Annotated in this window: 24 protein-coding genes; 14 read left to right on the top strand and 10 right to left on the bottom strand. The window is 32.0% G+C overall.

The features are described 5' to 3' along the window. Window positions 1-23: 23 nt before the first annotated feature. From BN8061_RS11290 to BN8061_RS11335, 10 genes are all read right to left on the bottom strand, one after another. Window positions 24-1,133, bottom strand: a complete 1,110-nt coding sequence (locus BN8061_RS11290; RefSeq protein ID WP_068599343.1) for a T9SS type A sorting domain-containing protein — start codon at window positions 1,131-1,133, stop codon at window positions 24-26. Window positions 1,134-1,137: 4 nt separating this feature from the next. Beyond that, window positions 1,138-3,954 carry a S8 family serine peptidase gene (locus BN8061_RS11295; protein ID WP_068599345.1) on the bottom strand — a complete coding sequence of 939 codons (2,817 nt, stop codon included), beginning with the start codon at window positions 3,952-3,954 and terminating at the stop codon, window positions 1,138-1,140. Window positions 3,955-4,214: 260 nt separating this feature from the next. Then, window positions 4,215-5,600: a serine hydrolase domain-containing protein gene (locus tag BN8061_RS11300; protein WP_094745962.1), complete on the bottom strand. Its 1,386-nt coding sequence runs from the start codon at window positions 5,598-5,600 to the stop codon at window positions 4,215-4,217. 156 nt (window positions 5,601-5,756) lie between these two features. Next, complete coding sequence (locus tag BN8061_RS11305) at window positions 5,757-6,071, bottom strand: SdpI family protein (protein ID WP_068599347.1); 315 nt, start codon at window positions 6,069-6,071, stop codon at window positions 5,757-5,759. Then, on the bottom strand, window positions 6,049-6,930 hold the full coding sequence (locus BN8061_RS11310) for a sporulation-delaying protein SdpB family protein (protein ID WP_068599349.1): 882 nt from the start codon (window positions 6,928-6,930) through the stop codon (window positions 6,049-6,051). The genes BN8061_RS11305 and BN8061_RS11310 overlap by 23 nt, the downstream gene beginning before the upstream one ends. Window positions 6,931-6,933: 3 nt before the next feature. After that, complete coding sequence (locus BN8061_RS11315; RefSeq protein WP_094745963.1) at window positions 6,934-7,470, bottom strand: SdpA family antimicrobial peptide system protein; 537 nt, start codon at window positions 7,468-7,470, stop codon at window positions 6,934-6,936. A 5-nt stretch (window positions 7,471-7,475) separates the two neighbouring features. Then, entirely contained in the window at window positions 7,476-8,144 is a 669-nt protein-coding gene (locus BN8061_RS11320) for a sporulation delaying protein family toxin (protein ID WP_154662317.1), read from the bottom strand. A gap of 350 nt (window positions 8,145-8,494) precedes the next feature. After that, on the bottom strand, window positions 8,495-9,232 hold the full coding sequence (locus BN8061_RS11325; RefSeq protein WP_068599354.1) for a GLPGLI family protein: 738 nt from the start codon (window positions 9,230-9,232) through the stop codon (window positions 8,495-8,497). 13 nt (window positions 9,233-9,245) lie between these two features. Continuing rightward, complete coding sequence (locus tag BN8061_RS11330) at window positions 9,246-9,959, bottom strand: GLPGLI family protein (protein WP_154662318.1); 714 nt, start codon at window positions 9,957-9,959, stop codon at window positions 9,246-9,248. Between the two features lie 55 nt (window positions 9,960-10,014). Further along, a complete protein-coding gene (locus tag BN8061_RS11335) occupies window positions 10,015-10,275 on the bottom strand; it encodes a hypothetical protein (RefSeq protein ID WP_068599358.1) in 261 nt (86 codons plus the stop codon). A 122-nt stretch (window positions 10,276-10,397) separates the two neighbouring features. Here BN8061_RS11335 and BN8061_RS11340 point away from each other — a divergent pair, with 122 nt between their 5' ends. The 14 genes from BN8061_RS11340 (at window position 10,398) to BN8061_RS11400 (ending at window position 23,563) form a co-directional block, all read left to right on the top strand. Then, window positions 10,398-10,712 carry a transposase gene (locus tag BN8061_RS11340; RefSeq protein ID WP_068599360.1) on the top strand — a complete coding sequence of 105 codons (315 nt, stop codon included), beginning with the start codon at window positions 10,398-10,400 and terminating at the stop codon, window positions 10,710-10,712. Between the two features lie 23 nt (window positions 10,713-10,735). Then, window positions 10,736-11,599, top strand: coding sequence for an IS3 family transposase (locus BN8061_RS11345; protein WP_154662319.1), 864 nt, complete (start codon window positions 10,736-10,738; stop codon window positions 11,597-11,599). A gap of 519 nt (window positions 11,600-12,118) precedes the next feature. Further along, window positions 12,119-13,336, top strand: a complete 1,218-nt coding sequence (locus BN8061_RS11350) for a site-specific integrase (protein ID WP_068599364.1) — start codon at window positions 12,119-12,121, stop codon at window positions 13,334-13,336. An 88-nt stretch (window positions 13,337-13,424) separates the two neighbouring features. Next, window positions 13,425-13,679, top strand: a complete 255-nt coding sequence (locus BN8061_RS11355; RefSeq protein ID WP_068599366.1) for a type II toxin-antitoxin system Phd/YefM family antitoxin — start codon at window positions 13,425-13,427, stop codon at window positions 13,677-13,679. Further along, window positions 13,680-13,937 carry a Txe/YoeB family addiction module toxin gene (locus BN8061_RS11360; protein ID WP_068599371.1) on the top strand — a complete coding sequence of 86 codons (258 nt, stop codon included), beginning with the start codon at window positions 13,680-13,682 and terminating at the stop codon, window positions 13,935-13,937. A gap of 190 nt (window positions 13,938-14,127) precedes the next feature. Then, the gene (locus BN8061_RS11365) at window positions 14,128-14,457 is read left to right on the top strand and encodes an ArsR/SmtB family transcription factor (RefSeq protein ID WP_068599372.1); all 330 of its coding nucleotides are present in this window, start codon (window positions 14,128-14,130) and stop codon (window positions 14,455-14,457) included. 59 nt (window positions 14,458-14,516) lie between these two features. Beyond that, entirely contained in the window at window positions 14,517-14,981 is a 465-nt protein-coding gene (locus tag BN8061_RS11370) for a DUF6428 family protein (protein WP_068599374.1), read from the top strand. A gap of 168 nt (window positions 14,982-15,149) precedes the next feature. Beyond that, window positions 15,150-15,509, top strand: a complete 360-nt coding sequence (locus BN8061_RS12335; RefSeq protein WP_262509387.1) for an NAD(P)-binding domain-containing protein — start codon at window positions 15,150-15,152, stop codon at window positions 15,507-15,509. Further along, window positions 15,466-16,221, top strand: coding sequence for an NAD(P)-binding domain-containing protein (locus BN8061_RS11375; protein WP_262509388.1), 756 nt, complete (start codon window positions 15,466-15,468; stop codon window positions 16,219-16,221). Before BN8061_RS12335 ends, BN8061_RS11375 begins: the two co-directional genes overlap by 44 nt. Before the next feature lie 4 nt (window positions 16,222-16,225). After that, on the top strand, window positions 16,226-16,855 hold the full coding sequence (locus BN8061_RS11380) for an arsenate-mycothiol transferase ArsC (protein WP_068599376.1): 630 nt from the start codon (window positions 16,226-16,228) through the stop codon (window positions 16,853-16,855). Next, the gene (arsB, locus tag BN8061_RS11385) at window positions 16,840-17,874 is read left to right on the top strand and encodes an ACR3 family arsenite efflux transporter (protein WP_068599378.1); all 1,035 of its coding nucleotides are present in this window, start codon (window positions 16,840-16,842) and stop codon (window positions 17,872-17,874) included. Before BN8061_RS11380 ends, arsB begins: the two co-directional genes overlap by 16 nt. A gap of 118 nt (window positions 17,875-17,992) precedes the next feature. After that, window positions 17,993-18,442, top strand: coding sequence for a DUF3874 domain-containing protein (locus BN8061_RS11390; RefSeq protein ID WP_068599380.1), 450 nt, complete (start codon window positions 17,993-17,995; stop codon window positions 18,440-18,442). Window positions 18,443-19,208: 766 nt separating this feature from the next. Continuing rightward, window positions 19,209-22,025, top strand: coding sequence for a type I restriction endonuclease subunit R (locus tag BN8061_RS11395; protein WP_068599381.1), 2,817 nt, complete (start codon window positions 19,209-19,211; stop codon window positions 22,023-22,025). After that, complete coding sequence (locus tag BN8061_RS11400) at window positions 22,025-23,563, top strand: restriction endonuclease subunit S (protein WP_068599382.1); 1,539 nt, start codon at window positions 22,025-22,027, stop codon at window positions 23,561-23,563. The genes BN8061_RS11395 and BN8061_RS11400 overlap by 1 nt, the downstream gene beginning before the upstream one ends. Window positions 23,564-23,705 lie beyond the last annotated feature (142 nt).

Consider the following 23,705-nt stretch of genomic DNA (forward strand, 5'->3'; position numbering starts at 1 on the left):
TGGCTTTCTTGGTTATTTTTTGATTAGAATTTCAACACTTTTTCGGAATGTAAAAACTTTCCAAACTCATTAAATATTTTGATAAAATAGACTCCTTTTTCAAGGTTAGAAACAGAAATTTCAATCTTATTTTGGTTAACATTTAGTTTGTTTTGATATACAATTTTTCCTGTTATATCGAATAGTAGTAATGATACATTATCCTGATTAATGCCATTTACTGTTAAATTACCATTTACGGGATTAGGATAAATTTTAATTTCTAAATTTTCATTTTCTATAACAGACAAACTCTCAGTAAAGTAAAAAGCTTGATTCCCTATGTGGTCTGTAAGTGTAAGATACAAATTCTCATTATCAGACGTTATTCCATATTGAAAAACAGGGTTGTCCAGCCAACCGGTTAAAAAACTTCCTATATAAATAATGTCGAAATTGTCGAAATCAGGGTTTTCGCAGTTATCAAATGTTACACCACCACCGCTGTTTATTAATACAGATTCAGAGATATTGATTATAGCATTAAACTCGTTGCAGACTGTAGAAGTAACACTTGAAGAATTATTATCAGGAAAAAGGAATTCTATTTCATTCTCCAGCTCTTCGGGAGGATAAATTTCTTGTTGATTGTAAATTAATTTTTCTAATATCCATACGTTATTAGTTAAATCTTGATTTAGGTAAACCGAATATTTAACAGTGTCAAAATCTGCATTGGTTATGGTTAAAAACAACCAATTATTTTCTTGGTAAAAGGAATACTCGAATGGACTATTTATATGATTAACATAGAATTCGTGGAAATATAAATCATCAAACATACTATTTTCTTCTAATTCACACTCTAAATTAGAATTTGAATGACTTGTGAAAGTAAATTCATTTTCATCAATCAAAATATTTCCAAATAAATAATTGCAGAATGTAGTTCCGAAATAACCGCCATCTTCCGTTGTTGAATCTCCAATGTTTAAAAAAATATAGTCTATTTCGTTGTTTTCCGGTATTGTATATACTACATTATTAATAGTAAGCTCTTCCAGTTTCCAACAATGTTCCTTTAACGTATTTGTTTGAGAAAATGTTTGTTTAAAAAAAAGCAATAAAATCCAGACAAAAATTATACGTGTCATAATCTTAGTTTTTAATTAAATTTTTAGAATCTACAATTTGTCCGTCACAAACAAGTGTAACGATATAATGACCAGATTGGTAATTATTTAAACTAATTGTTGTTTGTGTGCTATTAGTGTTCAAGACGTAATTATTTGAAACACCATTGGTAACTCCTGTAATCATGATGTATGCTGAAGTGCTGTTTTCTATATCATAATTTACTTGGATTTGTGAATTTGCAGGGTTCGGCGATAGACCTATTAATTTGTAAGGATTAACTTTGACTTCAACTTCACCGTAATCTTTGAAACCATCTTCGGTAATTACTTCCAATTTGTATTTTTTGGTAATTTCAGGTGAAACAGTAAGATTCTGTCCTGTATAGATTAGGTTGCCATTTTCATCGTACCAATTGTACTCAGCAGCCTCAAATATGTCTTCTGCGGTTAGTATAACTTCCTCATTCTTAAAAATCTCTCTATCACTTCCAGCATTTGCATTAAACAGATTTCTCGGTTTTTTCTTAATCTCGAAAGTTTCTCCACCCATGATTTCACCAGTAGATGCATCTCTTTGGATTACATGGTATCTGTATTTATTTTTCTCTGTTGCTTTTTTTGTCAAAAAGTTAAAAGATAAATAAATAGTACCAAGCTCATTAGCATTTAGCTGGAGGTTGTCTATTATAACATTATTACCCTTTACTATTTTTTTCTTTTCATCATTTGTGTCTTCTAATTGGGATGCTGTTTTACCACCTCTTTCCCAAGCCGCATATAAAACATTGTCCATTTTAACCGCAACTTCTGCTTCTTCGTAAATTGCTTTTCCTGTTTCGGTGTCTTCTTTAACAAGCTCTAAAAAATATGTTTTTGTATAATTGTAAGGGTTGGATACGGCAAAAGCAGCACCAATGTCTTTCTTATTAGATATGTCTATAACGGTAATATTTCTCCAGGCTAAATTATTGTTGTTTCTGACCATATGATTTGGATTGGAAGTGTATGGAGAAGTTAAGGGATCATCATCTGAAATAATTTCGGCTAACAAACAGAAGTGCCAAGGATTTTCATTTATATTTTGATAGTCTTCAGGATCTGGCACATTCCAAGGAATTTCAATCAGAGCTTCTTGTCCGGGCTCAAGTGGAGGAATTACTCCTGTGCCAACTTCTCCTCCAAAATGTACTCCATTAATTACAATATCTCCATTCCAATATTCAGGATAGCTAAGAGAAGTATTGGCTTTCGCCCAATTTACTTTTACTAAATCGTTTCCTGAACTTGTTTGACAACCAAGATTTGTAACCCTTACATAAATGTAGTTGGGATTTATTCCGTCATAAGTAGGATTTTGATGTACAGGAATTAGTTTTCCATCGTTTTGATTGCGCACTAAAATATCAGAGCTTGTCCACATATACGCTGTATTGTTATTGGGTTCGTGTCCAACATCTTGCTTAGAATCTTTTATCATAAAATCCACAATCGGATTTTGTTCATCTAAACAGTCAGCAGTTTTAACCGCTCTAAACACGTTTAGGCGACCCGTTCCCAATAACCCAATATATGGTTCGTTGTATGGAATCCAATAAATATCATCTGCTGTATTCTTAAGAATATCTCTAACCTGGTCAGGAGTTAGTTCTGGTTTTACTGAGAGAATTAGGGCAGCTGCTGCTGAAACTTGTGGAGAAGAAAAAGAAGTTCCCCAACCATCATTAGAATAGGTATTGTCAGGGGCAACTACATTTGGAAGATTATAGCCTGGTGCAACGATATCAACTTTTTCATTATGTTGATGAGTATCTGCTTCCGGATCATCTAAATTTATAATTATTTGATGACAATCATTCCAAACTCCCTCATATTCTTGCCCCTGATGAGTCCAAACTGTTCCAATGGGATATGTGCTACCTACAGAAGAAACCGATATTGTATAATCATATGCAGCTGGATAAAGCAGTACTGTGGAGTTTGGTTCACACATTGCTCTATTGATTCCATTACCGGCAGAGCTAACTACCACCACACCAAAATCCTCCCATACCTCTCTGTAAGCCTCGTTATCAACAACACTAAATTCACAAGAAGATAGCCAAGCTGTATTTATAACTCTTACATCCTGTATTTGTGCAACATGATGCACCATTTGGGTTCCTGTCATCCCTGAATTTGAATAAGACGCTGTAACCATTTTTGTATTGTAACCAATAGATGCAACTCCTTTGTTATTATTAGTTACGGCTGAAGCAAAACCTGAAACAGATGTTCCATGATGAGATGTTTGGCTGTAATAAGTGGATCCTATATGTTGAACAATATTATCATTTAAATCTTCATGCTCAATATTAAAACCAGTATCGACAATTCCGATTAAAACATTTGGGTTATTTCCTTTTGTTATTTCCCAAGCCAAAGGAGCTCTTACTAAATCAAATGTTCTATCATTTTTTTCTCCTAAAATGTAAGTATCGTTTGGATATTCCATAGGGATAGTCTCGGGAATTGATTCTATAAAATCAATCTCATTAAACTGGTTTAAATCTTGTTTAAAATTTGTACTATTTAAAACAGATACTAAATAAGTTCTATTAAGTAGTTGTGAATTAGTACCCGGGAAAGCCTTTTCATATTTGTAAATAATTTTGCTATCAAAGAAATTTTCTAATGACTGTTCTGAAAAAGTTAAATCCAAATAACCATTAGAATTTGATGTCTTGGATAGAGGTTCAATAGAGTGGTTGTTTTTTACAACTACATAGTAGTTTTTTATATCTTGGGAATATACATTCATAGAAATAAAAGCCAATACAAATAAAAAGTAATTTTGTTTCATGAATTAAATTTTAAGGGCTATTATACCAAAGGTAATTAAAAATTTTTTAAAATATATACATAACCTGTTAAATATCAGAATCGTGTATGTTTTTTTGTAACCTGTTTTCTAATTAGTATGTCGCACAACGTTTTAGGGCTTTGCGTTCGGGCGGGAAATCGAAGCACAAAAGCTGATATTATTACTAAAGTTTAATTGAAAAACTGCTGTTGAATTTTGCACTTTGCCCGCCATTGCACATACACGGTGTTGGCTGTTCGTTATTTTTTGTCTGCTATGTTTATGAGTTTAATGCAAAGGCCGTCAATATTTTCGTTGATGTCTGAAACATTGGACAAGACAATAACTGCTGTTTTTTCTTGAACGTTGACGGTCATTGATGAAGAATATCCACCTGTTCCTCCATTGTGCCAAATTAAATCTTTACCGTTTTCAGATTTTAAGATGTGCCAACCTAAACCGATTTTCATATTATCGTTAATACCGAAAGTGGATTTTTGTGTCAAGGCGAGTTCTTTGTTTTTCGAGTCGAATTGTGCATTGGCAAATTTTGCCAAATCTTCTGTTGTCGATAAAATTCCTCCCCCTCCAAACAAAACGTCGAAATCCCAATTTGAAGCAGTTTTGCCGTTTTCATCTAACCCCTTTACAAGTCTATTTCCTAAATTTTGTGAGCTTACAAACGTGATTTTCATTTTGTATTTTGCAAAGACTTTCTTTTGTAACAATTCTTGAAAAGTTGTTTTTTGTGATAAACCAAGTGTGTAGCCCAACAATCCTGCACCTAAATTTGAATAGGCATAGGTTTTTGAATTAAGTTTCATCAAATTCCGCAGATACTCCTCAATGTCATTTTTGTCATAATCTTTATATGGATTATCTTCATCTGTTGGCTTTAAATTTTCAGGCAATCTAGGCAAACCCGAAGTGTGATTGGCTAAACTTTCAAAACTTATTTTGATATTGTCTTTGAAAGCAAAAGGATAAAAGGCATTGATTTCGTCTGTTAATTTGATTTTTTTATCCTCAACAAGTGAAGCCAAAACAGTCGAAGTAAAAACTTTTGTAATAGAACCGATTTCAAAAATTTTGTTTTGATTTTCGATGGATTTTATGGTGTCATTTGTTTTTATAATTCCGTAATAATTTATTTTTCCACCTTGTGTTAAGGCGATTGAAACTTGTGCGTTATTCGGAATGTTTTTTATTTTCTCAAAGATGATTTCAGCAATTTCTTTTGGGTAGTTGTTTAGTGCATTTACTACATTGTTTGTTTGTTTTGGTTCTTCATAAGGCTTGATGAAAAGTCCGTTTATTTGATTTTCGTTGTCAAGCGAAATATTTACGGCTAAAACCATTTTCTCGAACTTTGTTTTATAAGTTGCGTAAGATACTTGTTGATAAGTAATAAACTCTTTGTTTTCAATATTACCGACTTGGGTTTTCAAACCTGTTAAAAATTCTTTGGTTTTTTCAAGAGGTAATGCCTGTTTCATCTCAGGCGAAAAATCGTAGAAAATTTTTTCATACTTTTCAGTGTTGTAGTTCACTTGAAAATTATCGATCGCAGTTTTATAATTGTCGGTTTGAGCAAACAATAAATTTGTCATCAAGGTCATGATTAGAGCAAAAATTGATTTTTTCATACGGTTGGTTTTATAATGACAGCCAACGGTAACGTATAAGCGTAGTGCGGGATTAGATGCACTTCACTTTCGGTTTACCATTATGTTTATTAATGTTCAATTCGTTTAATATTAGCACTTTAGCCCGCATTACGCTTATGCCATGTTGTACAACGTTTATAGACTTCTTAATTTCTTTTCAACCATTAAAAAGGTCATTACAAAACTAATAAGCAGTAAAACTAAAAAAATACCTCGTGGATTTTTATCTAAAGCATATTTCATTATCACAGAAATAATGAAAATAAAAATCGAAGAAAATAAAAGTATTTTGGATGCCAATTTATTAGCAATTACCCAATGTTTATCTGATTTCTTTGATAATGGTGTCCTATAACCATAAATTCCGTTTCTTGATTTCGGTTGAAACACAAAATAAAGAATAGTTATTGCTAAAAAAATTAGTGACTCAATTATTCCTGTTTGTAACATAATTATAATTTTTTGATATTAAATAGATTATTAAAAGCGAAGTCATAGAAAAAAAGAAACTAACTAAACCATGAGCAACTATAATTAGGAAATGAAAAGCAATGCCAAGAAATAATGATAAAAACTTAACCTTCTTGTTAGTTAAAAATATATTGACAGCCAAAAATAATTCCAATAATAACACCCCCCACGTTATTAGAAGCATTATTAATGGAGATTTAAAAAGTGGGTTTACTAAAAATAATAAATTATCGTTTATTCCAAAAACTGAATTTGTAACCCAATAATATACCGCTGTTCCATTTACCCATTCATCAACTACAAATTTTCCAACACAAGCATGGAAGTATATTATTGATGCTTGAACTGCAATTATCAAATAAGAAAAGAAAGCTATATTTTTTTCAATGAAAGTTGGCTTAAAGTTTATTCTATTCCAATGAAATTTTCGTTTATCCAACAAACAAATGGGGATCAAGAAAAATGTTAGGATACTTCCAATTTGGTCTCCACCATCAACAATGTATGATGAAGTAGCAAAACTATATGCAACCCACCAATGTAATATACAAGTAAATCTAGGATAAACACCTATAATTACTAGTAATAAAACAGCTATAGAAATAGATTTAGTCAACACAACGTTATCCAGTAAACAATATAAACTTATTCTATTTATACCGTTGCACTTTAAGAAATCTTGATTGTTTATTCCGTATGAAAATAAAACATCGTTACTATTAAAAACTAAAGTTAGTAAAAGCCCTAACGCTAATAGACTTCTTCCAAGTCCTAAGTAATTAGTCCAATATACTCCAGAATCAATCTTTTTTTCAAAATACTTAAAAATTGAATTCATAGTTTAATTATTTTTACATTCAAAACCAACTCTAACAAGTTTTCTGTCTTGATCAATGTTTTTTGATAGTTCAGATTTGTAATAAGCCCATGGCATTGTTCTACGGACTTCAATTATGTATTCACCACATAAAGATGGCTTTTCTACCGAGACCGTTATGTAATTTAATGAGTCTAATATATGTTCTATATCTTTACTAGTATTATATTTAAACCAGTATTTAGACTCAATACCAGACACTATCTTACCAAGTTTATCTTGAATAAAACGATTTTTTCTTTTTATTCCCAAAAATTGACTGATATCAGTATTTTTGAGTGATACTTTATTTAAATCCTTGTAGGTATAAATATAAACTTGCTCCTCTCTCGGACTTCTTGTAAAGAACGCCCAACCCTCAGGGAGTAGGGCGTTCATTTTTGAATTATTAAAAACCGAATTGTTTAAAGAAAGTGCATTATTTGGCACAGAAATTACTATCATGTAAAAAAATAAAGCCATAGTTAATAAAAGTGATGCCAAAATTACTGTACGTTTCATCAACTCTATATGTTTTCAGCTATTGAAATAGAAAGTTCTTCATTATATAATGACCCTTGTTTCTGAATTTCCTCATCTGGATAAGTTACAACCTCCCATCTAGCTACAGCTGCCCATATATAAACAGCCAGCGCTACTGCACCAACCGCAACAATAACAATTGCTTCATATAAACATTTGCCCTGAGCAGAATTGTTAATAGACATTTCATCATCATTATATTTGTCTTTATATTCTTTTACTATATCCTCTGCCTTGATACCATGAACTTTCAATTTTTCATTAGCAAAAGGAATTAAATAATTCCCTACTTGGTTCAAAGTACTTGAAATTTTTTGTGGATCTTTGGAAGTAATATTCGATTTAAATTCATCAAAGTAATTAGGTGATTGTTTTTTGATGAATTCAATTGTCTCATTTTGAAGCTTCTTATATTCATCAATTTTTTCCTGACTTCCTAATGTTTCATAGATATTAATATTATCAAGAATTGGAATTGATGAAGTTGCTTCTCCATCTACAAAAATTATTGATTTAAACAACTCTTCACCACTAAGTTCATTTAAAGCACTATTTGTAGCAATATCATCTTGGTTACAACTTACAAAAAGTATTAAAGAACACATAAATAGAGCCATAATAGGATTTTCTGCAATTTTTCTTATTTTTTTCATTATCATAAAATTTTAATTAATGAGAATTGCTACTCTTAACGATTTTCAGCTTAACTCGTTTACTCTTTTCTTTGGTGTCGATTTTCAAACACTCGACTTTGGATGGATAGCCCTTTTTTTAACCGTTGTCATTTTAAATGTTGTACAACGGAAAAAGTATTTGCGAAGGGCGGGGAATTTATGGCTGAAAGCTTAAATTCTGCACGAAGGCGAGCCAAAACGAATTTTTATGAGTTAAATTTAAGAATAAAAAACGAATAAAATTCGTTTTTGGCGTAGATAGAATTACAAACTTTGAAATTAGCACTTTAGCCCCGCTTTTGGCAATACAATGTTATGTGTCGTTTTATTTATTCTGTATCAACACCTAAACCATACAGATCATTTTCTTTTTTGATATGATTCTCTAAAATTCTATTATAATATTCTCTTGATACTACTAAACCTTTTTTTATTTTAGGTTTAATTGAGTAATCTGTATCTTCATAATTTATACTCTCCATTAAAATTTGAGTTTTTTCACCACTTTTCTGATGTGTAATTTCAACAATTAATATTAAACCGGGTAAGCCCCAAAAATTTTTTGGACCTGTTCTGATTTCTATACTATTTGTATACCACGCATCTATTTTATAACCATTAATAATTGAAGTTGCTAAATTAATTTCGAAATCTTTATATTTTTTAGTTTTTTCGGTTAGATTCCAATCATAATTTGGCAATTTCTCTTTAATAAAAAACTTTTTAGGATATGTTTCTTCAGTTATAGATATTGAATCAAGAAAATTTATATATATATAATTTTCTGAATTTGAAAAAGTAATATCAAGGTCACTTGAAGGTAAAGAATTATTTATTTTAGGTTCATTTTTATAAATAGATTCGTGAAAATTAGTTTTTAGAATAAAATATGTTTTTTTATCCATTGCATTTTTCAAAGCAAAATACTGCTCTTTATCATATTTGGTTGAATCTTCAATATTCCAAAATACACTTTGTGAATATACAATATTGACTGTACCCTTTTGTTGAGAATATATAATATTTACAATCAATAGTGAAAATGTTATTAAAAAAGCTCTTACCATAAATAGATGTTTATTAAAATATAATACCTACTTCGTGAAGTTCAGGATGTATTTTTTCAATTTTTGATATTTTTAGCACATTTTTACCATCATCTTCACAATTGCATTTTTGCTCATTAATATAATTCTTAATATCAATTAAATAGATCTCTTCAAATTTTGTCCAATCGTGAAAATTATTTTGATTTACAAAAACATTCAACTTTTTTACATTAAACTTTTTTTCATCTAATTTAATATTTGTAGCTTCAAAAATATACAATCCATCTTCACTTTCAATTTTTAAAATTATGCCATCTAATCCATTAAATTTCCAAGGGCCAAATTTATAGGTATCATTTTTTGTGTAATATGCTCTATAGTTTCTTCCTCTAAAATGTGTTGTTGCAGTAAGACATTCATAACCCAAAATTGTTATTTTTTTTGTATTATCATTTTTCCATAACATTTTAGGATTATCTAAAAGTTCTAATTGTTGGGAAATTGTTTTTTCTGTTAGATAATACAAGTTATTATATTTAAAAATAGATTTTGAAAAATCTTCAGCATCAATTGTATCTCCTTTTGCATTCATAATCATTCTCCATTCACTATCACCATTATCATTTAATATTAATTCATATTTAAGTATTGAATTTACATTTTTAAAATTATATTCAATTACTTGAGAATAACTGTTTTCAAATGAGAGAGTAAGTATTATAAATAATATCGTAATTTTTTTCATAATAGAAATTAAATAATTAAAAGATTGGCCATTTTGGGCAATCTTAATTAGAATATTAACAGGCAGCAAATGCAGCCGCTTTCAACTTTGCAGCGGCACAATTAAATGCTTCTTCCCAAGTTGTTCTGCAACAAGTAACAGAAATTGTATCTCCGTCACAATCAGTTCCAGTTTGAGTTGAGCACTCAGTTAATACTTCGATAGTTTTTGATAAGTTGTTTTCACTTATCTTTTCATTGGCATTGATAACTTCATTTGAAGCAAAAGCAAATGTTCCAATTAAGAATAATGAAAATGAAAATACTAAATTTTTCATAAAAATTGATTTAAGTGATTACCTACTCTCTTATTTTATAGCGTTTTTTCGGTTTACTCCGTATATTAGCCCCTAAATAAGCTGGAGTTAAATTAATAAATTAATTACATAACTTTGGACTTATGAAATACAAGAAATGGAGCTTATCAGATAAGCTATCAATTTTACAAGAAGCAGAAGAAAATGGGGCAATAGAGACTTGTCGTAAACACAGTTTAAGTACAGGTACTTTCTACGCATGGAAGAAGAAATTCGATTCCCAAGGAGAATCAGGATTAATGCCTGCTGTTTATGACAAATCAAAAGAACTTAAAAAAGCAGAAGAAGAGAATAAGATTCTTCGTAAACTACTAAGTGATAAAGAAATAGAATTAGAAGTTCAACGCGAACTACTAAAAAAAAAGTTTGGGACATCCGATCCAAAAAAGATCTGGTAGACTACTTTTATACTAAATATCACATAAGTAAAGCTAAACTAATTCATTGGGTTGGCTTAAGTGATAGTACGTACTATTTCAAGGGTTCTGGCAAACCAAAAGGTAATAAAGCTACTTTATTAACCTATCATAAAAACCAAGGCTGGGTTAATGAGCAAACTGTTGTAGAGTCAATTAAAAAGCTTTTAGAGGATGATTTTATGGATTGTGGTTACCGCATAATGAGCGAGTATCTTAAACGCGATGGGTATACTATTAATCACAAAAAAGTATACCGTATCATGAAAGCTGCTAAGCTTTTACAAACTCGTATAGCTAGAGATCACTCAGACAAGAAGTATGTTAAGCATCGTAAAGTAAAGACTACAAGACCCTTAGAGTGTATTGAAATGGATATTAAGATGGTATGGATACCACAAAAAGGGAAAAGTGCTTATTTACTTTCTGTAATTGATGTACATACTCGAAGAATATTAAAAGACTACTTCAGCTTTAATATTAAACAAAAGCAGGTAATAGAACTACTATCAGAACTTTTTGATGAGTTAGATTATCCTAAAAATGTAGTGATTAGATCGGATAATGGTAGTCAATTTATCGCCAAAAATGTAAGAGAATATCTTTCTTTAATCGGTGTATCACAAGAGTTTACACACATAGCAACACCGGAAGAAAATGCTCACATAGAAGCTTATCATGGGACTCTAAGAAGAGAGATTTTTACTAAATATGAATACTTTACTTTTGGACAAATAGAGCAAATTTTAAAGAACTACGTAGTGTTTTATAATAACAAAAGACTACATGGATTGCTTGGAAAAATCACTCCAATGGAGAAATGGGAAAAGGACAAACACTTGATTTTAAACAGAAAAAAAGCAGCCTAAAACATTACACTTTAAAAAATTAAAAATACTCTAGGTTTATAGGGGTCAAAACACTCCGCTAATATATTTACGAATTTTTTAAAAAAAATGACACATAACGGAAAGGGGCTTTGCGAGGTGCGGGCTAAATTGTACTGGAAGTTCAATTTCGACCGAACGAAGCAAATTGCTTTTTCAGATTGTTAAATTACAAAAAAATACAATATGAAAAGCAAGTTGCGACTAAATGCATCGGGTTTTTCTACTATATATTCAACCCCGCCATTTTGCCAATACGATGTTATCCAAAAACCAAAATCTGTTGAACGATTTTTCTCTAAATTGCCTATTTATAAGGGATTAACGATTGTTAAAGTTTCAATTTGAAGTACTTCAACGCATTGAAATCCTTGATTTGTTGTACCAATTGTTGTACCTTAGAATCACGTTACATTCGTTTGCATCAGCAAGATACAAAAATATTTCACTTGTTTGCATTCGTTTAGAAAAGTAGATTTTTAACCCATAATACAATTTCCAATGGCTTCAATCAAATTAGTACTTCGCACCAACCAAGAAGATAAAACAGGACTCAGTCCATTGTATATCCGATTAATCAAGGATCGTAAAACAAAGTTTATAGCAACTGGAGTAAAGTTGAAAGAAAACGAATGGGATGATGTCAAACAAAAAGTAAAACGCAATTATCCCAATTCAACGAGAATGAATGCTTTCTTATCTCAAAAGATAGCAGATGCAGAAGCAATGGTTGCCGATAACGAGCGTAAGCGTGGAAATATCTCCGCTAAGCGATTAAAAGAAGCCATCAAAGGAAAAGATATTAAAAACTTTTTTGAGTACTCTTACGAGCGTTGTGAGCGTATAAAGGGAAGTGTATCTCCAAGAACATACAAGAATTACAAAAACTATGTAAAGAAATTCGAGGAGTTTATCGGACATAACGAAATCTATTTTGATGATATTACCGTAACAACTTTAAATGATTACGTGAATTATCTAAGCAACAAACTAAAAAACGGAAACACTACAATTCGTTATTCACTGAACATTTTAGCGATTATGTTTAAAGATGCCATTCGTGAAGAAATCATCAGTTTAAATACTTACCCATTTGCAAGTGTAAGAATCAAAAAAGACAAGAGCACAAGATTGTTTTTAAACAAAGAACAAATCGAGCAGCTAAAAAATCACAAGAGTTCATTTGGTCAAACAGATACCTATTTCAGAGATATGTTTATTTTTAGTTGTTATGCAGGAGGTTTACGTTTCAGTGATGTCGTTACCTTACAATGGAAAAACTACGATGAAAACGAACAACGTATCAGATTAAACATTCGTAAAACGAAACGTTCACATCAATTCAAGGTAGGTCAATCTGCTTTAGAAATTTTAAACAAATACAAAAAAGAAACTTCCGGACCAGATGATTTTATATTTCCAATCATTTCAGAAGCAAATTTCTTTGAACAATCCAACGAATACCAACTAAAAGTAATTGGTAGCAAAAATGTTTTATGTGGTCAGAAATTGCGTAGAATCGGTAAAGAATTAGAATTTCCGTTCTCGTTATCATTCCATTTAAGCCGACACACATTTGCAACCCAAGCTTTAGCTAACGGTATGCGTATTGAGTATGTTTCAAAACTATTAGATCACTCAGATATTGGTACAACTCAAATCTATGCTAAAATCGTAAACTTAAAATTAGACAAAGCGGCGGAACAATATATTGAATAACAGATGTTTATTTTAAAATAATGTAAGAATATAGATTTTGAAAATCAAAATATTGTACTTAATTTTGTACACAATAAAATACAAGATTATGATAATAGCAAGTGTTTCAGATTTCAGAAAAGATATTAAATCTTACTTAGATAGAGTTTCAAAGAACTTTGAAACCTTAATTATCAACAGAGGGAAAGATTCAGGTATTGTGGTAATGTCATTAGAAGAGTACAATTCTTTAATGGCTACAAATCACGAATTATCTTCTCGTATCAATGAATCAAGATTAGATGCTGCCATTGAAAAATTAAAAAGCAACCAATCTTTTGAAAGAGAATTAATCGAGGAATAAATGAAATATATTTTCGTAGATGAATCTTGGGAAGATTATTTATTTTGGCAAAAAACCGATAAGAAAAAAGTAAAGCGAATCAATGATTTATTGAAAGATATTTCACGTACTCCTTTTACTGGTATTGGGAAACCAGAGCCATTAAAACATAAATATTCAGGGTTTTGGTCACGTAGAATAGATGAAGAACATCGTTTAATTTACAAATACGAAGATGATCAGGTATTAATTGCAAAGTGCCGTTTCCATTACGATTAAATAATCCATTTTTAAGAAATAAATAAGATAGAATTCTGTTGGGTTGGAAAACTTAACAGAATTTTTTTTATGCTAAAATCGTAAACGAAGAATTAGATAAAGCTGTAGAACAGTATATTGAATAATTAATATTAAATAATTTTAGTATTTATAAAACATATCGTAATATTGCAATGATAATAAATCAATAATGGGAATAACTAAATCAGAAATATTTACAGACGAGCAAAATAAACTAGCTACTTTATTCAAAGTATTAGGACATCCTGCTCGTGTGGCTATTATTCAGCATATCATCAAACAAAATGCGTGTATATGTACGGATTTGGTAGATGAATTAGGTTTAGCACAAGCCACAATTTCGCAGCATTTAAAAGAATTAAAAAGTATCGGAATTATTCAAGGTTCCATCGAAGGAAAATCGGTTTGTTATTGTATTGATGAAAAAGTTTGGGAATCGATTCAAAAAGAATTTTCAATGTTTTTTGATCAATATATACCTATAAATAAATGTTGTTAAAGCATTTATTTACAATCAATCATCGCAATATTACGATTAATAAATAATAATTAAAGTATATGAAACTTTCAGAAATCAAAGAAATCTTACCAACATTAGAGAATGTTGAATTTCAATTAGAGGATGGTACTTTCGTACCAGAACATTTCCACGTTACAGAAGTGGGAGAAATCACAAAGAAGTTTATTGATTGTGGTGGAGTTATTAGAAACGAAAAGGTAGTCAACTTCCAATTATGGAATGCAGACGATTACGAACATCGTTTAAAACCAGGTAAATTACTAAACATTATTCGCTTATCCGAAAACAAATTAGGTATTGAAGATGCCGAAATTGAAGTAGAATATCAGTCGACTACCATTGGTAAATACGATCTTGAATTTAATGGTAAACATTTCATTTTAAAGAATAAAAAAACTGCTTGTTTAGCGGAAGATGCTTGTGGTATTCCTTCAGAAAAACCAAAAGTGAAATTGTCAGAAATCCAATCATCTTCTTGTACACCAAATTCGGGGTGTTGCTAAATATTGTAACCATAAATATTATAACAATTACCAATGATAATTTTTTAGGAGTTGTAGAAATCGATAAACAAGGATTATCAAACAGTAAACGGTATTAATATAGATAAGAATTTATAGAAACGTAAAAGTATTAATTTGTGAATGCATAAATCAGATAAAAACAATTCAATGGATGAAATATTTGATGTTATAGTTATTGGAGGCGGGCAAAGTGCATTAGCTTGTGGATATTATCTAAGACGTGCAAAACTGAAGTATATTATTTTGGATAAGCAAAATACTTCAGGCGGGGCTTGGCTCCATACTTGGGATAGTTTAACCCTATTTTCTCCAGCAGATTATAGCTCGTTACCTGGATTGATAATGCCAAATTCTGAAAATAAATTCCCTACAAAACAAGAGGTTATACATTATTTAGGACAATACGAGCAATATTATCAACTTAATGTGAAAAGAAATAGTGAAGTTGTTGAAATTAAAAAAAATGGAGATTTTTTTCAAGTTCACACGCAAGAAAGTTTTTTTTAAAACCAAAACAGTTATTTCTGCTACAGGAACGTGGGGAAATCCTTTCATTCCGAATTTAAAGGGAATAGAAAATTACAAAGGTGTTCAAATACATTCAAGTAAATATAAAAACCCCGAAGATTTTAATGGTTTAAAAACATTGGTTGTTGGAGAAGGTAATTCTGGTGCTCAAATTGTTGCTGAAGTATCAAAAAATACGACAGTAAAATGGTCAACAAAAAAAACACCTGAATTTCTACCCGATGAAGTGGACGGCTATTATCTGTTTAAAATTGCCAACGCAAGATATAAAGCAGAATTAGAAGGAAAAACATTTGATGCATCAAATTACAATTTAACCAGTATTGTTATGGTTCCACCTGTAAAAGAAGCTCGTGAAAGAGGAGTGTTAATTTCTAGTGGTACATTCCGTGAGTTTTACGACAAAGGAGTAATTTGGGATAACGGCGAACAAGAAGATTTTGATGCAATTATTTGGTGTACAGGCTTCGGTTACGATACTACATTCCTAAAATCACTAATACAACTAGATGAAAAAGGTATTGCAAAAACCAATGAAACTAAGTCTTTAGATATTGAAGGTTTATGGTTTGTAGGCTATGGTAATTGGACAGGTTATGCATCTGCAACTTTAATTGGGGTAAACAGAACCGCAAAACAAACAGTTTTAGAAATTCAAGATTTTTTATCTAAACACTTAAAAATTAATTAAAAATATGTACTCAACAATATTAAAAACTGTAGAGCAATTTCATTTTGAAAATATCAGTAATGATCGCAAAAACATTTTACAACCTTTAATAGATTACATTCAAGGAAAGGTAAATAGTAAAAAACCGGTAAACCTTAATTTTATTTGTACACACAATTCTCGAAGAAGTCATTTAGCACAGATCTGGTCACAATTTGCTTCTGCATATTATAATATTCCAAATATCAATTGTTATTCAGGAGGTACAGAAAAAACAGCTTTGTTTCCAAAAGTAATCGAAACGCTAAGCAATCAAGGCTTACAAATTCTAAAAATTGCAGATAATATCAATCCTATTTACGCCATAAAATTTGATGAAAATAGTTTACCAATTATCGGATTTTCTAAGAAGTATGATGATCCCTTCAATCCTGTATCAAATTTTGCAGCAATAATGACTTGCTCACAAGCAGATGAAGGTTGTCCTTTTATTTCCGGTGCTGAAAAGCGAATTCCCATTACTTACGAAGATCCTAAAATTTCGGATGATACAACCGAACAAACCGAAGTTTACCAACAGCGAAGTATTGAAATAGCAACCGAAATGATGTATGTATTTGCTCAAATACAATTTAATTCATGCAACCCAAATTAAAATTCCTGGATAGATACCTAACCTTATGGATTTTTATCGCAATGGTTTTAGGTGTGACCATTGGTTATATCTTTCCAAATATGTCTGTTTTTGTAGAGCGGATGAGCATTGGCACAACCAATATTCCTTTAGCTATAGGATTGGTAATCATGATGTTTCCGCCATTAGCTAAAGTTGATTATGCTTTATTACCAAAAGCACTCAAAAATAAAAAAGTGATAGGTATTTCCTTGCTATTAAACTGGATAATCGGAACGGTTTTAATGTTTGGATTAGCCGTACTATTTCTTCACGACGAACCTGATTATATGTCGGGATTAATCTTAATTGGATTAGCACGATGTATTGCAATGGTGATCGTTTGGAGCGATTTAGCGAAGGCTAATAGAGAATACACAGCAATGTTAGTCGCATTGAATAGTATTTTCCAAGTATTGAGTTACAGTTTTTTAGTTTGGTTATTCATCAACATATTACCAAGCAAATTAGGCTTAGCTAATTTTAATGTTTCGGTTTCAATGATAGAAGTTACACAAAGTGTAATGATCTATTTAGGTATTCCATTTTTAATAGGTTTTATCACGAGATACGCGCTAATTAAAAAGAATGGTATAGAATGGTACAATCGTGTATTCGTATCCAAAATTTCTCCCATAACACTTTATGCATTATTATTTACTATTGTGGTAATGTTTAGTTTAAAAGGAGATAAAATACTTGAATTACCTTTAGACGTTATCAAAGTAGCAATCCCATTAGTGATCTATTTTGCACTGATGTTCTTCATCAGTTTTTTTATCAATAAAGCAATGAAAGTTCCTTATGATAAAAATGCATCTATTTCATTTACAGCGACAGGAAATAATTTCGAATTAGCTATTGCAGTTTCCATTGCAATATTCGGTATTCACTCACCACAAGCTTTTGTAGGAGTAATTGGTCCGTTGGTCGAAGTTCCTGTATTAATACTTTTAGTAAAAGCAAGTTTGTGGTTGAAAAGCATATATTATAAAGAATAGAGCAATACATCAAATAAGAAAGTAAATCATCCTTAAAGCGACACGTTTTTCCATTGTAAGGTTTTAATTTACATTAAATTACCTTAAAAAATGTTTAATGACTAAAACTTAATGTACTATGGCGTATTTGATAAAAGAAGCTGTACAATTTAAGGAATGTACACAAGTTGCTTTACACAACGTAAACCTCGATAACTATTACAAACAAGCATTGCATCTAATTGATGAAGGATTCAGGTATTGGTTCAATAATGAAGAAATTAAAGCCATCAACCAAAACAACGAGCAATACCAAATCAAATCCCCAGAAGAAGAATTGCTTTTAACGTGGTTTGAGAAAGCAGATAAAGAAACAGCAACAGTTTTTCTAAATGCAACTCAAATAGCCACAAGGTTAGCTTTTTTCAGTAACATTAATATCAATAGCGGAACAGTAAACCAATTAGGAAAAGCATTAAAGAAACACGGTTTTATGAGGATTTCAAAAAATGGTTCGTATGTCTATGCAGTCAAAGAATTGGAATACGACCAAGTACAGAAAGAGAATAAAACATTGGAAGAAAAATAAATTCGGCATCTAAAACGATACCGTTAAGAAAATGAATATTGAGAAGGATAAGAATAAATTACCGACTGAAAGGAGCGATTTAATTTATTCCCGAATCAATATTCATTTTTAGGTTAATCGTTTTATAGCCTTGACTTTTTTGTTTCGTTTTTGTGTCAGGACAAATCCATAGGATTCATGAATACAATTTATACAAAATAATAAAGCCATGAATAAAAATGAAAGTAATCAATTTTGTTTCGTTTTGGATCAAGCCAAAATGAACATATGATATTTTGATTCGTTTTTGTGTCAAGACAAATCCATAGGATTCTTGAATATATTATTCATAAAATAATAAACCCATGAATAAAATAAATCAATTCTTAAATCTAACATCTAAAATCTCAATACTAAGTGCAAAAATCCCCTTACTTTTCCTTACTTTTTTAGAACTCAAAAAACGTTAAAATTTCATTGTAATACTCAGTTAAACACCGAATTACACCGAGTAAGAAAAGTAACCAAATTTGACCAAAAGAAAAAATTGTAAAATCACTCAAAACAAAAACTGGAAACATAAGCTAAAATCAAAGCAAAGGAGAACCATTGGTTCTCCTTTTTACATTATTATCTTCGTTTGAAACAGTTTTTTCAAAACTTCAAAAAACAAAAAAATGTTTTTGCCGAAATTTGGTTACTTAGGTTACTTTTTCAATTGCTTTTGCCATTTAATTTGTTAATTTTAACAACAATTAACCAATTGTAATAACAACACTTTGTTTAGATGACAATAAACCAAAACCCTGAACAAATTGCTCGTGATCGTATTGATGAAATGCTGCGTCAAGCAGGATGGGCGGTTCAGTCTAAAGATAAAATAAACTTCAATGCTTCAAAGGGCGTTGCAGTTCGTGAATACACTACTTCTGTAGGTCCTGCTGATTATGTGCTTTTTGTCAATCAAAAACCTGTAGGTATAATAGAAGCAAAGAAGGAAGACGAAGGACATCGTCTAACAGTCGTTGAAGATCAATCAAAAGGCTATGCGGAAGCACAGTTGAAATACTTCAAATCTTCTGAAGCGATTCCTTTTGTGTACGAAAGTACAGGAACCATTACACGTTTTACGGATTATCGTGATCCTAATCCACGTTCTCGTGAGGTCTTTCATTTTCATCAGCCTGAAACTTTATTGGAATGGGTGAAAAAAGATAAATCTTTGCGTGGTCGTTTGCACGATATTCCTGTTTTAGATGAATCGGGTTTACGTCCGGCGCAAATTACGGCTATCAATAATTTAGAAAAATCATTCAAAAAAGCCAAACCAAAAGCTTTAATTCAAATGGCTACGGGGGCAGGTAAAACGTTTACGGCGGCTACATTTATCTATTGTTTGCTAAAGTTTGCTAAAGCAAAGCGTATTCTCTTTTTGGTAGATACCAAAAATTTAGGAGAACAAGCTGAACAAGAGTTTATGGCTTTTCAACCCAATGATGACAACCGTAAGTTTACCGAACTATATAACGTGCAGCGATTGAGTTCGAGCTTTATCGCATCCGATAGTCAAGTGTGTATTTCTACCATTCAACGGATGTATTCTATTCTGCGTGGCGAAGAAATGGATGAGAACGCAGACATCGAAAACCCCAACGAGCAATCGTCTTGGCTACAACAAAAATTGGCTGAGAAAAAAGCGATTCCTGTAGAATATAACCAACAAGTGCCGATAGAGCAATTTGATTTTATCATCATTGACGAATGTCACCGTTCCATTTACAACCTTTGGAAGCAAGTCTTGGATTATTTTGATGCGTTCTTAATCGGACTTACCGCTACTCCTGACATACGCACCATTGGTTTCTTCAACGAAAATGTGGTAAGTCAATATACTTATGAAGAATCGGTTTTGGATGGCGTGAATGTACCGTATGAAGTCTATACCATCGAAACGGAAATTTCGCAAAAAGGTGGATTGATTGAATCTGGGTGGTTTGTAGACCGTCGGGATAAACTCTCTCGTGCCAAACGCTGGCAACAAGAGGATGAGGATACCGAGTACAAAAGCAACGACTTGGATAAAGCGGTGGTAAATGTTTCACAGATTCGTACCATCATCAAAGAATTCAAACGGGCATTGGAACAGGTTATTTATCCCGATCGATGGAATGCTGACCGTACCGAATACGAAGTACCAAAGACTTTAATCTTTGCCAAAACAGACTCGCATGCCGATGATATCATCAACATTGTGCGGGAAGAATTTGGCGAAGGCAATGACTTCTGTAAAAAGGTAACCTATAAAATAGACGAAGACCCCAAATCGGTGTTGAATCGTTTCCGCAACGATTACTATCCACGTATTGCCGTTACCGTAGATATGATTGCTACGGGTACGGATGTAAAACCTCTAGAAGTTTTACTCTTTATGCGTGATGTGAAAAGCATCAATTACTTCGAGCAGATGAAAGGGCGTGGTACCCGTACCATTAATGCCGATAAATTGCAATTGGTGAGTAAACAAGCGCGTGTCAAAAATCACTTTGTGATTGTGGATGCCGTAGGCGCGACCAAATCCAAGAAAACAGACAGCCGACCACTAGAGCGTAAACCAACAGTAGCGTTAAAAGAATTATTGGGAGCTGTTACCATGGGCGTGGCGGAAGAAGATGTATTTCTTTCCTTAGCCAATAGGCTGATTCGTTTGGATAGGCAAATTACGGAAAAGGAAGCCGCTAAAATCGAAGAACTTTCAGGTGGTAAAAGCTTAAAGCAAATCACCAAAGAATTGATTACCGCTTTTGATCCCGATACTATTGAAGCGGCAGCGCAAGTCATCATTCAGCAAACGCCTATTGAAGATAGAACACCTTTGTTGGAAGAAAAAGCACGACAAGAAGCCCAAGAACATTTAATTCGCACTGCGTCTTTAAGTTTCAATGGCGAACTGAACGAGTACATCGACAATGTGCGCAAGCAACACGAACAAATCATCGATCATATCAACATCGATACGGTGCTGAAATCTGAATGGGACACCACAACCGTAGATAAAGCACAAACCTTGATTCAAGAATTTGCAGAATACTTATTTGCCAACAAAAACGAAATCATGGCTTTATCTATTTTCTTCGATCAGCCGTATCGCAGAAGGGAGATTACCTTCAAAATGATCCAAGAGTTGATGGAGAAAATACGCCTAGAAAAACCGATATTTGCACCCTTGCATGTGTGGGAAGCCTACAAAACACTTGGCAAAACCCAAACCGATGCGCCAAAAGATGAATTGACCGCTTTAGTATCCTTAATCCGTGCCGTATGTGGTATCGATAGCGAACTAAAAGCCTACGACAAAACGGTGGACGACAATTTTAAGCAATGGATATTTGCGCAAAATGCCGGACAACACAACCGTTTTACGCCCGAGCAAATGGATTGGCTCCGTATGATCAAGGAGCATATTGTGAATTCCTATCATTTAGAAATAGATGACTTGGATTACAATCCTTTTGATGTACACGGCGGACGTGGTAAAATGTACCAACTCTTTGGCGACCAGATGCAAACGATTATTAACGAACTAAATGAAGCATTAGCAGCATAATGGCATTAGGATTAACACCAAAACAAATAATAGATAAAGGGACACATCCTTTATTAGTGAAGAAAGATACATGGCTTAGGGTAGAACTTGGTGATATTTGTAATATTCAAAATGGTTATGCTTTTTCATCAAAGTATTTTAATCATGAAAAAGGTTTGCCACTTATTAGAATACGTGATATTTTTCAAAAAGCAACAGAGAACTTATATAGTGGCGAGTATTCTGAAGATTTTCTTGTTAGAAGAAATGATTTTTTGATTGGCATGGATGGAGATTTTAAAATTTCCAAATGGCCCGGAGAATTAGGGTTATTAAATCAGCGTGTTTGTAGAATTATCTTACAAAGTAACCTGATGAGTAAAGAATATGTGTTTTTATGTATACAGCCTTATTTAGATGCAATTCATTCTGAAACATCAGCAGTTACGGTTAAACACCTTTCTTCTAAAACAATTTCAGAAATTCCAATACCACTCCCACCCCTACCCGAACAACGTGCCATCGTCAAAAAGATTGAAGCCTTGTTTTCGAGTTTGGATGCAGGGATAGCCGACCTAAAAAAAGCACAAGACCAACTCAAAATCTACCGCCAAGCCGTTTTGAAAAAAGCGTTTGAGGGGGAATTAACGAAGGAATGGAGAGAAAAACAAACGGATTTGCCTACTGCTGAGGAGTTGAAACAGGCATTGAAACTAATTATAGATGAGGCTTTAAAAAATAAAAATATTACAAAGGGAAATTATTTTCCGGATTATGCAAATGGTTCTTCAGGTTTTAATATTCCTAATAAATGGAATTTTTTCGCATTAAAAGCCATTGTACAACCAAATAAAACTTCTCTTAAGAGAGGCCCTTTTGGAAGTGCTTTGAAGAAAGAATTTTTTATTGAGAAGGGTGTTCCTGTTTATGAGCAAGGACATGCTATTAATGATGAACCATTTAGACATAGATATTTTATTTCAGATGAAAAATATGAAGAATTAAAAGGTTTTACAGCAGGTCCAAACGACTTGATAATTAGTTGTTCAGGGGCTACACTTGGAAGGATTTGTCACTTGCCTCAAAATGCAGATATTGGTATAATAAATCAAGCACTCTTAAAGATATCTTTGAACGAAAGAATTATATTACATAAGTATTTTATTATTATGTTTCGTAGTGAAATCTTTCAAAGATTAATATTTGAAAAATCATTAGGTACTGCAATGCCAAATATGGTAGGTATGAATGAATTAAAAGATATAGCAATACCGATCCCAAGTATCCAAGAACAAGCCCAAATCGTCAAAGAAATCGAATCTCGTTTATCGGTTTGTGATGCGGTAGAGCAGCAAATAAAAGACAGCCTTAGCCAAGCAGAAGCCTTACGCCAATCTATTTTAAAGAAAGCCTTTGAAGGAAAGTTGCTGAGCGAAGAAGAATTAACTCTTTGCAAACAAGCACCAGACTATGAACCTGCTTCAGTACTCTTAGAGAAAATAAAAGCAGAGAAAGAAGCCAACAAACCGGTGAAGAAAAAAACAATGAAAATGAAATAATAGTCAGTTTTTATGTTTACTTTATTTTGTTTTAGTCAACTTAAATGCTTACTAATTTTAAATTGTGTAAATATATATGTTGATTTATTTAACAAAAAGTAAACTTATGTGTTTACTTTTTGTTACTTTTGTCAAAGTAAAT

The sequence above is a fragment of the Vaginella massiliensis genome, from assembly GCF_900089075.1.
Lineage (GTDB): Bacteria > Bacteroidota > Bacteroidia > Flavobacteriales > Weeksellaceae > Weeksella > Weeksella massiliensis_A.